This window comes from Paenibacillus sp. P22, assembly GCF_000469945.2.
Taxonomy (GTDB): domain Bacteria; phylum Bacillota; class Bacilli; order Paenibacillales; family Paenibacillaceae; genus Paenibacillus_O; species Paenibacillus_O humicus.
The window spans coordinates 37,700-54,376 of sequence record NZ_CBRA020000003.1 but is presented as its reverse complement, the minus strand read 5'-3'; the positions used below and the strand labels follow the sequence as shown (position 1 = coordinate 54,376).

Genomic DNA, 16,677 nt, shown 5'->3' with positions numbered 1-16,677 from the left:
CTTAGGGCTTGATGACCGAGCTTTCTCTGGCTTTCTGCAGAACGGCGTTTCCTTTGGACTGATAATCCTTGATCGCCTGCGCCGGGGTCTTCTCTCCCGTGTACATCGCCTGCAGCTCCGGATACAGCACCTGCCTCAGCTCGCTGTAGCCCGCGACATTGCCGGTGAAGGAGAACATGTTGGCGGCGTTGGCGTCATAGGCGGTAAACAGCGGAAATTGGGAGGCGAATTCGGAAGCGACCGAGCTGCGCACCGGAATGCTGTTCTTGGATGCCTTCACCAGCTCCGGATCGGTGGAGAAGAACTTGATGAAGTCCTTGGACGCTTCCATTCGGGCCTTGTCGCCCGTGTTGAACAGCGCCGTGCCGACGACATACGTGAAGGCCAGCGGCTTGCCGCTTGCGGATGGAATATTCGCCAGGCGCATGTCGAAGGAAGGAGATTTGCCCGCCTTCATGTCCGCCTTGGCGTTGTTGTACAGGACGGCGTTGGTGAAGCTGATGCCGAGCTGCTGGTTCTGGAACATCGCGTTGGCATCGTTGGAGGAGACGGATTCGGCGCCGGGGTTGGAATAGCCGGAATCGTACACCTTCTTCAGCCATTCGGCCGCCTTGATTCCGTCGGCATCGTCCACGGCGAGATTGTTCTTGTCATCGAAGAACTTGTTGCCGAACATTCTCAGGTAAGCCAGGTTCCACGTATCCCCCTGGTTGTTCAGAGCATACAGCGCCATCGGGTACGCATTGGGGTACTTGTCCTTCGGCAGCTTCGTTTTCAGCGTCTCCAGAATCCGGTTGTATTCGTCGAGCGTCCACGTCTTGATCTCGTTTTCCCCGCCTACCAAGCTGTCCAGGCCGGCCGCGCGGAACATATCGGCGTTGTAGGCCAGCGTTCCCGGGTTATGGGCGAACGGATAGAAGTAGACGTCCTTGCCGAACGTGACGTTGTCCCAGTAGCCTTGGGCGATGTCCTTTCTGGCGGCATCGTCCACGATGTCGGTCAGAGGAGCGAGCGCCCCACGGTGCACATAATCGCCCATTGCGAACACGCTTTCAAAAAACATATCCGGCGGAGTGCCGCCGTTGAGGTTGACGTTCAGCAGCTCATCCCGCTGGTCTCCCGCGACGACCTGGACATTGACCTTCACGTCGTACTTGTCGTACTGCTTCTTGAATTTGTCGGCGGCATACAGGAAAAAGCTGTCGTAGTCGGCGCCGTCCTCCGTGGCGTCCATGACTCCCTTCCATTGCGGAGTCAGCCACAGGGAAAGCTCCACCTTTTCCTTTTTGCCGGCACCGGATGTCCCTCCGGCCGAGTCGGCTGAACCGGCGGAATTCGAATTCGAGTTGGCGCCGGAACAGCCGGCGGCCACGGATAAAGCCAGAGCAGCGGTCAGGACGGTCATCGCTCTTTTTTTGAGCATGGGTATTTCCCCCTTCAAATTGGTCATTGCGGATGATGCCGGCCGTTGCGGATCAGGCTTGCAGCAGATCAGAAGCGATCTTGACGACGGCCTTGCGCGCCCGCTCCCCGCCTCCCAGCCCGGGACGATGGATATCGGACGGGAACAGCATCATGTACATTCCGGGCTCAAGCCGGATGCGCCGCTCACGCTCCAGCTCGCGGTACAGCGTGCAATCCTGCTCGGCGTCATAAGCAAGATGCAGGATTTCCTTGCCGTCATGGGGCTTCCAGCCGATGTCTTCCTCCCCTTCGAGCAGGAAATGGATATCGATGCAGCGCTCGTGCTTTTCCGCAAGCCTCTCCTCCGGCGGGACGGTATGGAGACTCATGACCTGCGCATAGAAGCGGTCGCCGTCGATGTCGATGCGGCCGTCCTCCACCTTCGAGAAATCGGTTTCAAGCAGAAATGCAAGCGCTCGCTGCAGCACAGGATGAAGATAACGGCTATCGTGTCCGGACCCGTCCAAGGCATCTGCAATCATGCCTGCCCTCCTTCATGATTCATGTAAGCCCTTTTATGAATGTCGGCTTTGCGGCTTATGCCCTCATTATATCGAGGCCTATTCGAGGCTCACAGGAACGGATTTGCGCGAATTGTTCACCCTGTATGGATTTTATCCGCCGATCTTCACATTCTTTAGCCGTACATTCACTCTATTTAGATAAAAAGAGAGGCCCTGCTCGAGGCAGCCTCCCTATAAAGTCATTTCAAGCCTTCATTTCAAGCCTTTTTTAAATTTCCCCCTGAACTGCTGCGGGCTTATTCCCTTGACCTTCTTGAAGATCCTTCCGAAATAGTTGATGTTCTCGTATCCTACCCGCTCCGAAATCAAATAACTGGGCATATCGGTCTTCTTCAAATACTCCGAAGCCTTCTCGATCCGCAGCCGGTTCACCCAATCGGTAAAATTCATTCCGGTTTCGCGCTTGAACAAGGTGCTGAGGTACGCCTCGCTCATGCTCAGCCGGGCTGCGGCATCCTTCAGAGACAAGGATTTCGCGTAGTTCTCCCCCAGATACGCCAGCAGGCCGCGGATATCTTCCCGCGATGCGGCGTTAGGGGGCGATTCCTCCGCATGCCTGCGCGCCTCCGCATAATAGCCTCGAAGCTCCTCCCAATCTGCGCAAGGCGGCGACAGGCCGGCTTCGAGCTCCATGCCGAGCATCGATCCGGAAGCTCGGATCAGGCTGTCGATCCGCGCCGCGGCGGCTTCGGCTGCGATGGCATCGGCTGCGATGGCATCGGCTGTGGATTCCAACGGCTGAATCAACGCGGCCATCTCGAGCGGATTGGGCATGCAGAGGCTGGAACCCAGGAAATCCCGCAGCTCCGACTGGACAAGATGGTCAAGCAGGCGGAAGGCCGAATCCCGCTGCGACTCGTCGCGGAATCCCCTCACGCGCACATGCAGCAGCCGCATTCCTTTCGGCAGCGGCGGCAGCTCCAGCCCGGCTGGCCGGGGCTCCTGGAGCTCGCCTCGCAATTGCCGCCCCATGCGGTCAGCCTGGCTCTCCCGCCGTTCCGCAGGCGCCGGGGAAGCTCCGCTCCCGCGGCGGGATTCGTATTTGGCCGCAGCTTCGCCCAGCAGCTCCAGCAGCACGGACGGCTTGATGGAAGTCTTCAGCACGTAATCCTCGATGCCGAGCTTCATCGCCCGGCGCACATAGTCGTATTCGTCGTGGCTGCTGAGCACGATGATCATCATATCCGGGTACTTCTCCTTCACCCTGGCGATCAGCTCGAGTCCGTCCATCCGCGGCATGACGATATCGGTCAGCAGAATATCCGGCACGCCCTGCTCCATCAGCTCCAGCGCCATCTCCCCGTCGGCCGCATCGCCGATATAGTCGAAGGAGTGGCTCTCCCAGTCGACCAGCGACTTGATCCCGAGCCGGACCAGCAGCTCATCCTCGACCAGCATCACTTTAAGCTTCCCCGCCATGTCCTTCCCTCCCTTTCCTTGCCGGCAACAGTACCGTCACCGTCGTCCCGTTCCCTTCCATGCTATCCAGCTTGATGCCATAGGGCTTGCCGTACTGAAGCCGGATCCGGTCATGCACATTTTTGATTCCGATCCGCCGGGACGGCTCCTCCTGCGCGTCCGCCTCCAGCCGTTTCCTCAGCTCCATCAGCCTCGCCTCCGCCATGCCGGCCCCGTTGTCGCTTACCGCGACGATGACCTGCTCCTCGTTTCGGAGAGCCTCGATCCGGATCGCGCCGCCTGACGCCTTGTCCTTCAGCCCATGCATGAGGCAGTTCTCCACGACAGGCTGCAGCATCATTTTAAGCGCTTCCTGATCCAGCAGCTCATCCGGAACATCGATCTCGAGAGAGACGGCGCCCAGGCTCATTTTCATCAAGTTCATGTAGCTGCCGATATAATCCAGCTCCTGCCGCAGCGTCGCAAGACTGCCGTCGCGCCCGATGCTTCCTTCCAGAATGCCGCCGAGGCTGGACAGCATGTCCCCGACCTCGTCGTCCTTGCGCAAGTAAGCAAGCCATTTGATGTTGTTCAGCGTATTGAGCAGGAAATGGGGATTGATCTGGGACTGGAGCGCCCGGAAGCGCATGTCTTCCTTCTGTTCGTATTCCTGCTTGACCCGCTGCAGCAGATGCCTGATCTCCCTCACCATGTCGTTGTACGTCTGGCTGAGCGCCGCGATCTCCTGAGGTCCCGCGACCTGGATCGTGGAATGGAACTGCTTGCTTTCCAGCTCGGTCATCTTCTTGCGCAGCAGCCTCAGAGGCTTGGACATTCCGTTGGAAATCGACAGCGTCACGATCGTGAACACGATGAATATCGCAGCAAGAACAAGCATATTGGTCCGCCGGATCGTCACGATTTCCTCGAACACTTTGTCGTAAGGCACCATCTGGACCGTCGTCCAGCCGTTCAAGCCGATCGTATCATGGCTGACGATCCACTTCCGTCCGTCCTTTTCGACGATGCTTTGTCCTTGGCGGCTCGAGTGGATTCCGGCCATCCGGATTTCCTCCGGAGCCTGCTGCCCCTGCATGCCGCCTCCGCCGGCAGAGACGATCCGGTCCTCCTTGTCCAGCAAATAGACGGCCCCGTCCAGGCCCCGCAGCATTTTGCGGACATCCGTCTCCGGCACGCTGAAGGAGATCGAACCGAGGTTTTGGCCTTCGGGAAAGTCGGACACCGCTTTGACAAGCGTCACCATCGGCCTCTGCTCCAGGTACAGCATCCGGGAGTCTCCGGACATCCAGAGCTGGCGATAGGGCTGGCTCATGAGCGAAGAGTACCAGTCGGAGCCGGTATAGGCGCTCAGCTTGGCATCCGGTACGTAGCTTGTGCTCAGCCAGCCGCCGTAGCGGTCGATCAAGGTGATGTCCGTGTTCGTGAAATAAGAGCTGAACACCCGTTTGAACGCGGCGTCGGACAGCCTGAGCTTTTCGTATTTGGAATATTGGCCGGGATCCTTCAAAACCGAGCGGATATCGGCCTGGAGCGTCATCTCCACCGATGCCTGGACCATGTCGTCAAGCAGAAGCTTCACGTTGTAGGTGACCAGAGACAAGGCATCCTGGTTGGATTCCCCGATTTTATGCTCGATCGTCCGCTCCAGCGGCTTGTCGAGCAGATACATGCTGATCAGCACGGGGGCGATCAGAAAGCAGAGGATGGAGAAGAATACGCGGTTGCGGATCGTGTTCCAGCGGGGGAAGCGGCTTTGGCGGCTTGCTGCATCGAAGGTTTTCAACTGCATTCACATCCCTTTTGTCCCTCTGGCTGCTATAACGTCATCCCAAAGATAGAACCTGTTATTTTCAAAGGCCTGATGACTGCGCTTTCATTCATCCCCTCATTCTAGCTCCAATCCGCAGTTCTCGCATCATGCAATCCGTTCCAGTACCGGCTTTTGGCCAAGCAAAGGAAACGGGACGATCTTTTCCCGATTCGTCCATTATATCGATTTTAGAATTACACTGCATTTTACAAGCTCTAAATATCTTAAAAGCAATAGATTTATCGACGCTGCGCCGACTGGATTTCGACGGTTATTCGCTTGACAATTGCGATAAAAAGCAGATTGGCAACAAGCGGATTTCCATCAACATCGGCAAAATGAAATTGATTGGGAGTTGTCGCTGCGTTAGACCCTTTAATGAATCAGGCTGAACCGGTTTGACTGCCATTCGGAACGGAGAGGAGGGAAGCGCGATAAAGACAAAGCTTGCACAAATGTTCTAGAATGGAAGAAGCCTATAAGGAAAGAAGGTCGGCCATGCTGTTCTATAGCATCGCGGTACTGACATTCATGCTGGATCAAGCGACCAAATGGCTGATCCGCAGAAATCTCGAGATCGGGGATTCATTCCCATGGGGGCCGTTCCAAATCAGCCGTTATGAGAACAGCGGGATGGCCGGAAGCCTGTTTCAGGGATATGGAACTCTGTTCGGCATTGCGGCTCTGCTGTTCGTCGTGGCCATTCTCTATTATCGCGGCACCCTGGAGAAGAAACGCATCCTTCTGGAAGCCAGCTTCGGATTGCTCGTTGGCGGAGCGGCAGGCAACGGAATCGATCGCCTGCTGTTCGGACGCGTAACGGACTTCCTTGTGCGCTCCGGAGGCATTCTCAACGTGGCCGATCATGCCATCGAGGCTGGCGTGCTGCTCCTTCTCATTCATTCGGCCCTCAACTGGCTGAAAAGGTTAGCAATCAAAGAGTGGAAGAATTGATATCCTCCGCTCCGCATGCACGGCCCGCAGCTCCGATTGATGCATGCATCGATAAGTGTCGAATCTCTTCCACAAAAATTCCATTATAAGGGTTTATATTAAAATGTTGACATAAATTGTAATAGAATATATTCTTGCAGAGATATCTACCCCATCATCCGGCCGGAGAAAAGTAGATACGACAACAAGATCTTACATAGGAATAAAATAGGATTGATGGAGGTAATTATATGAAATTACACAAATCCAAACTATTAACATTTGCCTTATCCGTACCTGTAGCAGCGTTTATGCTAGGAGGCAGCTCTTTTGCAGCATCTTCCATATCGTCTACAGTTGGAGGAGTTTCTGTCTCCGGTTCCATCAGCAAATTTGCAAACGGTTCAAGTTACGGCGCTACAGCAAGCACTACGTGTGGATCTACTCTCTGCACCTCTTACGCCTCGGTTACTTATAATTATGTATTTGGCGATGTGAACGACATCAAGCATTCATCTGCTTCGGCTTCAAATACGGTTTCAGCTTATGCAACCGCTTACTCAAAAGATGCCCCTGTCGTTTTCAAATCCGCCACAGGGTCTCATAGTATTTCTTATACGAATAATTCGAATCAAAACTTCACCTGGTCTGGATCTACAAATATTTAACTAAATAAGATGCGCCATGTAAGGATTTAGTGCCTTAGAAAAGACCTAAACTCTTTTCTAAGGCACTTCTTCTATGTTCAGTTCATACCTAATTCAGAGTAAAAGGGGCATCATGAAATGAGGAAAAAAATCTTCTTAGGGATGATTTTAGCGATGTCATTCTTATCTGCGGGATGTAATCGCTCGGTTATGCCCAGCGATAATGAGTATCATTCAGAGGTGGATTTTCCCTATCAGTTCCGTGATGGTTTTATGGGTTTGGGGATGACTAGTTCGGAGACAGGATATTATCTTCTGCATAACAATCTAATTTATTATATGGACAAGGAGAAGATGAAGCCCGTAATTCTGGATAATCGGCCAGACAACAACTGCTTGAATAAACCCGACAGCAAGAACTGTTATGCTTTTGTTAAGAATGAAGAGCAAATGACAAGCTTGCTGCAATATTACCATTCTCATTTGTACATAGCAGAAAGCTTATTCGATCCTAAAATATCAAAATTTGGTTGGTATATGAAATTATCTCGCATGGATAGCGACGGTAAAAACCGACACGAAATCAAGACTTTTAAACTATCACCGAAAACAATTGCCATCCATCGGGGCTATATATATTACGCCACGGTTAGCGTTACAAAAGACAATGTTGAGCAGCTTGAGATCAAGCGATCCAAGCTTAAGGACCCTAATAAAGAAGAGATTATTTATACGGGCACAGATGGTATTACAGACTTATCAGCCATGATCCCGTTCGGCAATCAACTGTATTGGGTAGGTCTTGGAAATAAAGGATATGCAGAGCAAAGATATGATTTCAGTACGGGAAAGGTCACTACATTGTGGGATCGTGGTGATGGCGGATATAGCTCAATCTTGAGTATTTCAGATCAAAGGCTATATTTCAGTTACTTCTATGGTGACCCGGCTGACCCAAGAACGCTTAAAAAGTATTCATCTGATCTACAAGGACGAGACATAAAAGAATTGCCTATCGAACATCCACCCGTCATTTCCTATTTTCTTAAAGATAATAACTATTCGTATATTCGTCCGAATGATGCTTACAAGGATCATCTGCCTAAAGGAGTCCCGTATGAATTAGCCATTTTGAAAGATAATGTAAAGATTGATTCGCTTGACTTAACGCCTTTAACAAAATTTTTTCAACTTTATGTCGGTGATGACCGTTATATGTTTATCAGATACAGTGATGACACGAAGACTGGATATTACTACATAGATAAAAGTCAATTCGAGACAAAACAAGCCTCATTTAAGCCTTTGCTGGAAAGCAAAGTTGAGAATGAATCCCTTGTTGACTGAGGGGCGTGTCGATGAAACTGATCGGTTACGAGCTGAATAAAATCGTACACAAGCGAATTGTGATGCTGCTAGCCATCATCCTCCTCCTTATAAATAGTGTTTTCTTCGTCAATGAACAACGCAAAGATCATCATTTGCTCATTCAAAATCGTGACCAGTACAAACAGGTAGAGCAATCCTATAAAGGATTACCCCCTGTGGATGGGAAGAGATTAACAACCCTACAAGTTCAACAGTTCATTCTTTATGGGCAATTCATACAAGCCTATTTGAGTCCAAAGGATAGTCCTTGGCAGAAAATTGTCGCTGATTTGAAAAGGGATAATCAACAAGCCTACGAGCAATATGAAACAAGTCCTTACTTCAACCAAGAGCAAGCGATAATACGGGATTCTTATCTTTTAAATATGTTGAGACTTCAATTTGAAAATGCTGACCATTTTGATGACAAAATAAGCTCGATGGAAGAACAAGCAAATGAAATGAAATCCGTCTCCATATTCAACAAGAAAGATTCCTTCTCTTATCGGAATATTGTAAAGACAGTCGAGGATTTTAAGCCTTTACGCGGCTTGCCATTCCAATTAGGGCTGGAGGAAGGGATTGTATCTGGGACGAATACTTGGTCGACTGATTTCTGCTTGGCTATGTTGATCTTCCTGCTTATCACCATCCTATTTTATGTGGAGAAAGAGGAGGGATTAACATCCCTCATTCGCTCTACTCGTCACGGTAAACTGCGTACATTCGGAGCGAAGTTGACTGCCTTGACGCTTATTACCATTTTTCTCTCTTTGATTTACTATGGTTCGATTCTACTTCTTGCAGAGCGATTATATGGGTTTGGCAGTCTCTCCCGATATATTCAGTCCATGAGTTCTTTTTATCATGCCGTTCAACCGTTGACAGTGGAACAGTACCTTTTGGTATATATGTTGTTGAAGATCCTGGTCAATATACTATTGGGCTGGCTGATGGCTGCGTTATTTCTCGGTCTTGGGCATATCTCCAAAATTTATGTCGCGACATCCCTCTTGCTAGGCGCCAGCTATTTGTGTTACTCGCTTATTCATCCGAATTCTTATTTGAATGTACTAAAGTATATCAACATTCTGGCTTTTTATGATGCCTTCCATTTCATCTCCGATTATCGCAACTTGAATATATTGGGCTATCCTGTTCGGAAGGATACATTAACCTTATGGGTATGGGCAATAATGACGGCGATCTTGCCCTTGGCTTGTGCTTGGCTATTTGTGAAGCAGCCTGTTTCCATAACAAGTCCAGCACCGCTGCGTTGGATTGTGAAATGGAAAGCTTCGTTATGGAAGCACAGGAGAACGAATTCTCTCTTTTTACATGAATGGTATAAACTTCTGATCGTTGGGAAATCTGTTCTGGTTCTTATTTTCGCCGTTTTTCTAATGTATAACCGAATAGATCAGAATGAACGTCCGTTTGATCTGGATTCAGGTACATATAACCGCTACATATTATCTCTGCATGGAGAATTGACGCAAGAGAAGCTTTTATTTCTTAGTGAGGAAAGAGATAAATTCACAGCAATGCCTCAGGAGCTCGATGCTTTGAAACTGAAATTAAAAAATATGGAGATTGACTTAATTACTTACAATCAGGAAAAATTCAAAATCGATGAATATGCGAAGCAAGACAAAGCATTCCGATTTGTCGAGAAACAACGAGATTATTTGCTCCAATTAAAGCAGAAGCAAGGAATTACGGGCAACTTTGTAAATACAATATCCAGTGATGCCTTATTTAACAGCCAGCAAGATCGCCTTCTTGATGGAATTATTTACGTCCTTCTGTTGATTGTCGGCCTTGGCCCTTTGTTTGCATTGGATTATAAAAATGAGATGATGAGGGTCATTTGGAGCAGTCCAAGGGGAAGATGGCGTTTGTTCGCCATGAAACATGCTATTGCATATGCATTCGCTATATGGTTGTTGGTGCTTGTTCAAATACCTAAATTCTATAATGTCATTGTTCATTATCCCCGCCTTGATTGGAGCGCGCCTGTCCAAAGCATTGAAGTTCTGGGAAATGTGAACTGGCCGATTAGCATTTTAACCTATGTGATAGTGACAAGCTTGCTGCAATTGCTTGGTGTACTGATGCTGGCTCATGTTATTTTGTTCATTGCTGTAAGTCTGAAGAAGCAGTCTTTTCTACTCCTGACAGCTACCTCATTAGCCGTGCTTCCGCTTTGTCTTCAATACATGGGCCTGTCGGTAATCGACAAGTATAGTTTTAATTTCGCATTTGAGCTCTACGGCAAATTTAATTCGGTATCTTATGGAACGGGGATAAGCTTGTACTTTGGCGGATTGGTTGTGGTCGGCATGGCAGCATTCCGAGCGGCTTGGTCTATTATAAACAGATTCAAATGGAGGGAAAACTGAACATGCAATTGTCCATCAACTCCATTTCAAAACGCTATGATCGAGGACGTAAAGCAGCCCTGCATCAGTTCACGTCACATCTGACTCCCGGTATATATGGTGTATTGGGGCCAAATGGAGCGGGTAAGTCAACCTTAATGAATCTGATTACGGATCAAATTCAACCCGATGAAGGAGAAATTCTATTCAATGGGCAGCATATTAGTAGACTTGGCGAAAACTATCGAGAATTATTAGGTTATATGCCGCAACAACAAGGCATTTATCGTGAATTTACAGGCCGGCGCTTCTTATGGTATATGGCTGCTCTTAAGGGGCTGCCGACGGCCCAAGCGAAAACTAGAATTGATGAGTTGTTGTCGATTGTAAATTTAACGCAAGATGCGGACACGAAACTTGCTGCGTATTCCGGGGGGATGAAACAGCGCATCCTCATTGCCCAGGCATTATTGAACGATCCCGATCTGCTTATTATGGATGAACCTACAGCAGGACTTGATCCAAAAGAAAGAATACGCATTCGCAATTTTATATCTACCATTGCTCTCAATAAAATCGTGGTCATTGCAACCCACGTTGTTTCAGATATTGAATTTATATCAAAGGAAATATTGCTCATGAAGGAAGGGGCGCTGATCTTGCAGGATGATCCGGTGAACTTGCTTTCTTGCATGGAGGGTCATGTACACGAAGTACATACATCGGAAGCGGAACTCCCCCTGCTCCAAGCACGTTTCAAGGTAAGCAGTATATTAAGTGATCGTGAGGGGATATGGGCAAGAATTGTTCACGATCAGCCTCTGCTGAACCTGGAGACTAGAGCGGTCAAGCCCAACTTGGAAGACGTGTATCTTCGTTATTTCCAGGATTAATCCCCCTCCTTATTCCATCAAAGCTAGAGAAATGGCCGAGAAGCCTACGCAGGATATTGCTGTAGCTCATCAAGGAATGGAATCCCTAAGAGGATAAAAAGAAAGACACCCTTGCAGGCGTCTTAGAAATGATAAAACCTTCCTTTGTCCAGATTTATTCGTTCAACTCAGATGTTGCCATCATGATTCATTAAATTTACGGCCAGAGATTTATTTCTTCGCCTTATAAAACTCATGATAAAGCTTCATGAGCGCCCGCTTCTCGATCCGCGACACATAGCTTCGGCTGATGCCCAGCTCCTTGGCGATTTCCCGCTGCGTCCGCTCCTCGCCGCCATGCTCCAGCCCGAACCGGGCCATCACCACTTCCCGCTCCCGCTCGTCGAGAATGTCCAGATTTTTGTAGATCTTCGACTTCTCGATTTTGAGCTGCACCTTCTCCACGACATCGTCATGCTCCGAGCCCAGGATATCGATAAGCGTGATTTCGTTGCCTTCCTTATCCGTACCGATGGGATCGTGCAGGGAGACGTCCTTGCGCGTTTTCTTCAGCGAGCGGAGATGCATCAGAATTTCGTTCTCGATGCATCGGGCCGCGAATGTCGCCAGCTTTGTCCCCTTGCCGGTCTGGAAGCTCTCGATCGCCTTGATCAGCCCGATTGTGCCGATGGAGATGAGATCCTCGGCATCCTCGCCGGTGTTGTCGAATTTTTTGACGATATGGGCGACAAGCCTCAGATTATGCTCGATCAGCAAGTTCCTGGATACGGGATTGCCCTCGGCCATCAGCTTCAGATGGCGCAGCTCCTCTTCCTCCTGCAGCGGCTGCGGAAAGGCGTTGTTTTTGACATAGGATACGAGCAGGCTGAGCTGCTTGATGAACAGGGCGATTGCGGCAAATAATCCAGGCATTTTTCGAGCCACCCCCATGCAGTATTACCGGCCCTGCCGAGGGCACCGGTGCAAGTGTACTGACAGTTTATGTGGGCTGCCGCCTATACGTGCCTGTACGGAGCAGACACACGCAAAATAGGCCGCATTCAAATCAAAATCGCCTGAATCGGGTACATCTTCACCGCCGCAGAAGCAAGAAGCCGATTAATATAAATAAAATCGTTGATTTTCCAGTATTTAAGGAAATGGTATTAACTTTCCAAATCTTCCTGTCGATAAAATCATCGTTCTGACCATAGTTAAGGGGAGAGTTAAAAAGTATGGAATCCACCTTCCAACCGCCGGCAGGGCAGCAGCCCCCGGTACCGCCGGGATACGCGCCGCCCTATGCAAGCGACGAAGTCGTCAGCGTCAAATCCTGGCTCGGCTCGCTTGTCATTCTCATGATTCCCATCGTCAACATCATCTTCCTGTTCGTCTGGGCGTTCGGCGACAGCGCGAACCTGAACCGGAAGTACTTTGCGCGGGCGTATCTTTTATGGGCGCTGATCGGCATCGTCCTCTACATCATCTTGCTGGCTGTTTTCGGAGCTGTCATGTTCAGTGCCTTCAAATCCATGAACGATATGAACGTTTAAAAGGAGAACTCCTATGTCCTATCAACCGATTCCGACCGGCAGCTCCCAAGTCATCCGCACCAGCTCCTGGATGGTGACGATGCTGCTGCTCGCTATTCCGATCGTCAATATCATCATGCTGTTCGTATGGGCGTTCGGCTCCGGCGTCAATCTCAACAAGCGCAATCTGAGCCGGGCTTACCTGATCCTTATCCTGATTGTAATGGGGATCTCGCTGCTCTTCTTCCTGTTGTCTCTCGCAGCAGCATCGGGTCAATAATCGACGACTGCCGCCATCTTTTAACCCAAAAAAAGCCCAGGCAGATATGATCTGCCTGGGCTTTTCGCCATCATGTACAGGACGGACGCCGAAATCATCATCGAGGGTACAGGGAACCCAGCACGTCGCCGACATTTCCGTCCGAAATATAGTTCGCATAAGCATCGAGCGGAGTCGGAGTCCGGTTGACGATAATAAGCTTATCGCCGCGGTACAGGCTCACGAGGCCCGCAGCCGGATGCACCGTCAGCGACGTGCCTCCTACGATGAGCGTGTCGGCCTGCTCGATCTCGAATGCCGCGCGATCCAGGAGATCCGTATCGAGGTTCTCCTGATACAGCACGACATCCGGCTTGACGATGCCTTCGCAGGCCGTGCAGAGAGGAACCGGGCGCGGATCGCGCAGGACGGCGGACAACGGATACTTGAGCCCGCAGTCCATGCAATAGTTGCGGTGAACCGATCCGTGCAGCTCCAGCACGCTGCGGCTGCCGGCAAGCTGATGCAGGCCGTCGATATTCTGGGTGACGACCGCCGTCAGCCGGCCCTCCTGCTCCAGCCTAGCCAGCGCTCGATGCGCGGCATTGGGAAGCGCTTCGGGATAGACCATATGGGTCCGGTAAAAGGCATAGAAATCAGCCGGATGCTCCATGAAAAAGTCCCGGCTCAAAATCTCTTCCGGCAAATACGTTTTGCTCGTACGCTGCTCGTACAACCCGTCCGCCGAGCGGAAATCGGGAATCCCGCTTTCCGTGGAGGTTCCCGCCCCGCCGAAAAATACGATGCGCCGGCTGTCGGACAGAATCGTCTGCAGATCCGCCTGCTCCATGCGGCCACTCCCTCTTCAGGTTCATTTCCCACCTTTACCCCGCTTCGGCGGAGACTGACGCCGATGCAGCCAAATTAGCTGCGGCCGGCTTCTACAGGCTGGTTTTGAAAATCGCCTTGTTTTCCAATCCGCGGATCATCGGCGTCCAGCTGTCGGCTTCCGGCGTAGAGCCGAGCGCGTCCTCGACCATCTGCAGCTTGGCGTCGAGCGAATCGATGAAATGGAGCGCGACCGCCTCGGCCATTTGCGGCTGCACGGGACTTCCCCATTCCCCGAGGTTGTGATGGGACAGCACAAGATGCTGAAGCGCTGTTACCTTGGCGGATTCCAGCTCGATGCCCAGCTTCAGCGCCGCTTCCGTAATCCAGCCGGATATGAGCGCCAGATGGCCGATCAGCCGGCCGCGGTCGCTGTATTCGGAGACGATGCCGAGCTGCGCGTTCATTTCCTCCGGCTTGGCCAGATCATGCAGGATGATGCCCGCAACCAAGAGATCCCGGTTCAGGAACGGCCTCTGCAGGCAGAGGAACTCCCCGATCTCCAGCATCCGAACCATGTGGTAGGCAAGGCCCGCATAGTAGGCATGATGATGGCTTTTGGCCGCAGGGTAATGCTCCAGCCGATCTCCCGCCTTCACGACGCAATAAGCGGTTATTTCACGAATCTGCACGTCTTGAATGGAGTCGACCTTGCTGCGTATGTTCTCCATCAAAGCGTCGGGGGCCGCGGGAGCGGCACGGATGAAGTCCGTCAGCTGCAAATTGTCCTCCGGCGCCGCAGGCCGGATCCGGGATACCTTCATCTGCAGGCGTTCCCTGTACAGCTGTACGGTCCCCTGTACTTTGGCCAGCATCATCGGCTTCAGCGTATCTTTCTCATGCGGCTTCAAATCCCAGTACTTGGCCGTAAGCTGGCCGCTGGAGTCCGAGAGCACGAGATCCCAATAATCCTTGGGAGGCGTCGCATTGGTCAGCTTGACATCGAGTTCCTTGACCAGATAGAACCCTGTAAATTCGTCCTTGTCGTTCAGACTGCTAATCAACGTCATGCAGCAGGCTCCTTCCGGGTGTTCATTCCTGTCTCCAGTATACTACGGAACGGCCCATCCAGGCTCGTCATCGCTTTACTGTGACAGGCTATTCGGCGCGCCCGTTCCCGCTTGCAGCCCCCTCTCCGCCAGGAAGCGTATGGACAGCCGAGCGATTGGAAACCCTTGCAACAGGGTATAAACTGCCTATCAAGGCAATCGAACGCTGCAGCAGAAGGAAGATCCATCAACCAGGAGGGGACAAGCATGGAAGACAAGAACAAAGAAGGTCTCGCGACGGAAAAAGACATCGATCCTCGATTCGGCCTGTTCGAGGACCAGCGCGAAGGAAGCCGGGTGCAGGGCGCCGAGGAAGAGCTTCTCCGCACGTATCCTTCCGGAGAAGGCACCTATGGAACCGTTCAGGTCGACAGCTACACCGTGTCCTCCTCCCAGGCGAACGCCGCGCTGGCGGATGATGTCGACGGGGCGGAAGCGCCGAGTCCGGATCAATACGCCAAGCAGCGCGACGGCGGCGACTATGCCGAGGAGGTTCCTGTCGGCGTGCGTACCGTGAACGCCGATCCGGACCTTCTGGAGCTCGCCGACGATACGCCCGTCGATCCCGCTGCTCCGCCCGACGAATTCCACGGCACCGATCTGCTGAACGGAGTCGGGGCGCACCCGGAGGAAGAAGACCGGGAATGACGATACCGGTAACCGGCGCATAAATAAAGCAGGGGCTGCATGGCTGTATGCCGTGCGGCCCCCTTCTTTGCCTGTCCGGTTCAATCCTCGAACGAAAATCCCTGTTCCCGCAAGAAATCACCGTAGATGCGCGACGGATAATCGGTGCGCCCTTTCATCTCGCGCGTCCACGACGATTCCCTGCCTCCGCCGGACCGGTTGCGGATGTAATCCGCATAGAGGCTGTCGTAGCGCTCCAGGTCTTCGGCATAACCATTTTCCCTATACCGGTTCTCGGCATACATGCTTTCCAGCGGCAGCCGCGGCCGGTGATCCGGCTGCTCGTCGGGAACGCCGATGCACATCCCGAATACGGGATAGACGAGAGGCGGCAGTCCGAGCAGCTCCGACATCTTCCTCATGTCGTTGCGGATTCCGCCAATGTACACGATGCCGAGTCCCAGAGACTCGGCTGCCGCCGCCGCGTTCTGAGCCGCAAGCGAGGCATCGACCGTCGCCACAAGGAAATACTCCGTCGTCGCGTCGAAGCTTCCTCCATGCATGGCGACCGCTTCTCCGAAGCGGCTGAGATCGGCGCACCAGACGAGGAAGACAGGCGCTTCCCGGACATGGCGCTGGCTGCCGGCGACATCGGCGATCTGATTCCTCAGCTCGGAATCAGTTATCCCGATGACGCTGTAAGCCTGCATATGGCTGGAAGAAGAAGCTTGACGGGCGCAAGCCAGAATCGCGTCCAGCTGTTCGCCCGTGACCGGCTCGTTTTTGTAGCGCCGGATGGAGCGGTGGTTCATGAGCAGCTTGATAGTCTCGTTGCTATTGCCGGCTTGCATGATGCCAGCCTCCTTTCGGGGACAAAAAACCTCCTGTCCATTATAAGGGACAG

The 16,677-nt window shown here is 51.8% G+C and carries 16 protein-coding genes; 8 read left to right on the top strand and 8 right to left on the bottom strand.

Going from position 1 to position 16,677, the window contains the following annotated elements:
* Position 1: 1 nt before the first annotated feature.
* The 4 genes from BN871_RS00870 to BN871_RS00855 form a co-directional block, all read right to left on the bottom strand.
* Positions 2-1,423 (bottom strand): ABC transporter substrate-binding protein, encoded by a 1,422-nt coding sequence (locus tag BN871_RS00870; protein WP_048743770.1) that lies wholly within the window; start codon positions 1,421-1,423, stop codon positions 2-4.
* Positions 1,424-1,475: 52 nt separating this feature from the next.
* Positions 1,476-1,946: a YhcH/YjgK/YiaL family protein gene (locus tag BN871_RS00865; RefSeq protein WP_021877878.1), complete on the bottom strand. Its 471-nt coding sequence runs from the start codon at positions 1,944-1,946 to the stop codon at positions 1,476-1,478.
* Between the two features lie 234 nt (positions 1,947-2,180).
* Entirely contained in the window at positions 2,181-3,407 is a 1,227-nt protein-coding gene (locus tag BN871_RS00860; protein ID WP_048743769.1) for a response regulator, read from the bottom strand.
* Positions 3,391-5,190, bottom strand: a complete 1,800-nt coding sequence (locus BN871_RS00855; RefSeq protein WP_232312733.1) for a sensor histidine kinase — start codon at positions 5,188-5,190, stop codon at positions 3,391-3,393. The genes BN871_RS00860 and BN871_RS00855 overlap by 17 nt, the downstream gene beginning before the upstream one ends.
* Before the next feature lie 525 nt (positions 5,191-5,715).
* On the opposite strand from BN871_RS00855, the gene lspA reads away from it, so the two are divergent.
* The 5 genes from lspA to BN871_RS00835 all read left to right on the top strand — a co-directional run bounded on the left by lspA (position 5,716) and on the right by BN871_RS00835 (position 11,439).
* On the top strand, positions 5,716-6,171 hold the full coding sequence (gene lspA, locus BN871_RS00850; RefSeq protein ID WP_048743767.1) for a signal peptidase II: 456 nt from the start codon (positions 5,716-5,718) through the stop codon (positions 6,169-6,171).
* 230 nt (positions 6,172-6,401) lie between these two features.
* Positions 6,402-6,818, top strand: coding sequence for a hypothetical protein (locus tag BN871_RS27310; protein ID WP_127506324.1), 417 nt, complete (start codon positions 6,402-6,404; stop codon positions 6,816-6,818).
* Between the two features lie 117 nt (positions 6,819-6,935).
* On the top strand, positions 6,936-8,144 hold the full coding sequence (locus BN871_RS00845) for a hypothetical protein (protein WP_048743765.1): 1,209 nt from the start codon (positions 6,936-6,938) through the stop codon (positions 8,142-8,144).
* A gap of 11 nt (positions 8,145-8,155) precedes the next feature.
* The gene (locus BN871_RS00840) at positions 8,156-10,567 is read left to right on the top strand and encodes an ABC transporter permease (protein WP_048743763.1); all 2,412 of its coding nucleotides are present in this window, start codon (positions 8,156-8,158) and stop codon (positions 10,565-10,567) included.
* Between the two features lie 2 nt (positions 10,568-10,569).
* Positions 10,570-11,439, top strand: coding sequence for an ATP-binding cassette domain-containing protein (locus BN871_RS00835; RefSeq protein WP_048743761.1), 870 nt, complete (start codon positions 10,570-10,572; stop codon positions 11,437-11,439).
* Between the two features lie 210 nt (positions 11,440-11,649).
* On the opposite strand, the gene sigK is transcribed toward BN871_RS00835, so the two are convergent.
* Complete coding sequence (gene sigK, locus BN871_RS00830) at positions 11,650-12,351, bottom strand: RNA polymerase sporulation sigma factor SigK (RefSeq protein ID WP_048743760.1); 702 nt, start codon at positions 12,349-12,351, stop codon at positions 11,650-11,652.
* Between the two features lie 302 nt (positions 12,352-12,653).
* Between sigK and BN871_RS00825 the strand changes: the two genes are divergently transcribed.
* Positions 12,654-12,971, top strand: coding sequence for a hypothetical protein (locus BN871_RS00825; RefSeq protein ID WP_021877870.1), 318 nt, complete (start codon positions 12,654-12,656; stop codon positions 12,969-12,971).
* 13 nt (positions 12,972-12,984) lie between these two features.
* A complete protein-coding gene (locus BN871_RS00820; RefSeq protein ID WP_021877869.1) occupies positions 12,985-13,230 on the top strand; it encodes a hypothetical protein in 246 nt (81 codons plus the stop codon).
* A 97-nt stretch (positions 13,231-13,327) separates the two neighbouring features.
* Here the strand turns inward: BN871_RS00820 and BN871_RS00815 are convergent, their stop codons facing one another.
* On the bottom strand, positions 13,328-14,059 hold the full coding sequence (locus BN871_RS00815) for an NAD-dependent protein deacylase (protein ID WP_021877868.1): 732 nt from the start codon (positions 14,057-14,059) through the stop codon (positions 13,328-13,330).
* 91 nt (positions 14,060-14,150) lie between these two features.
* The gene (locus tag BN871_RS00810; RefSeq protein ID WP_021877867.1) at positions 14,151-15,107 is read right to left on the bottom strand and encodes a 3'-5' exoribonuclease YhaM family protein; all 957 of its coding nucleotides are present in this window, start codon (positions 15,105-15,107) and stop codon (positions 14,151-14,153) included.
* Positions 15,108-15,353: 246 nt separating this feature from the next.
* Between BN871_RS00810 and BN871_RS00805 the strand changes: the two genes are divergently transcribed.
* Positions 15,354-15,794, top strand: coding sequence for a hypothetical protein (locus BN871_RS00805; protein WP_021877866.1), 441 nt, complete (start codon positions 15,354-15,356; stop codon positions 15,792-15,794).
* An 80-nt stretch (positions 15,795-15,874) separates the two neighbouring features.
* Here BN871_RS00805 and nfsA read toward each other — a convergent pair whose 3' ends face one another.
* Positions 15,875-16,624, bottom strand: a complete 750-nt coding sequence (nfsA, locus tag BN871_RS00800) for an oxygen-insensitive NADPH nitroreductase (RefSeq protein ID WP_048743755.1) — start codon at positions 16,622-16,624, stop codon at positions 15,875-15,877.
* Positions 16,625-16,677 lie beyond the last annotated feature (53 nt).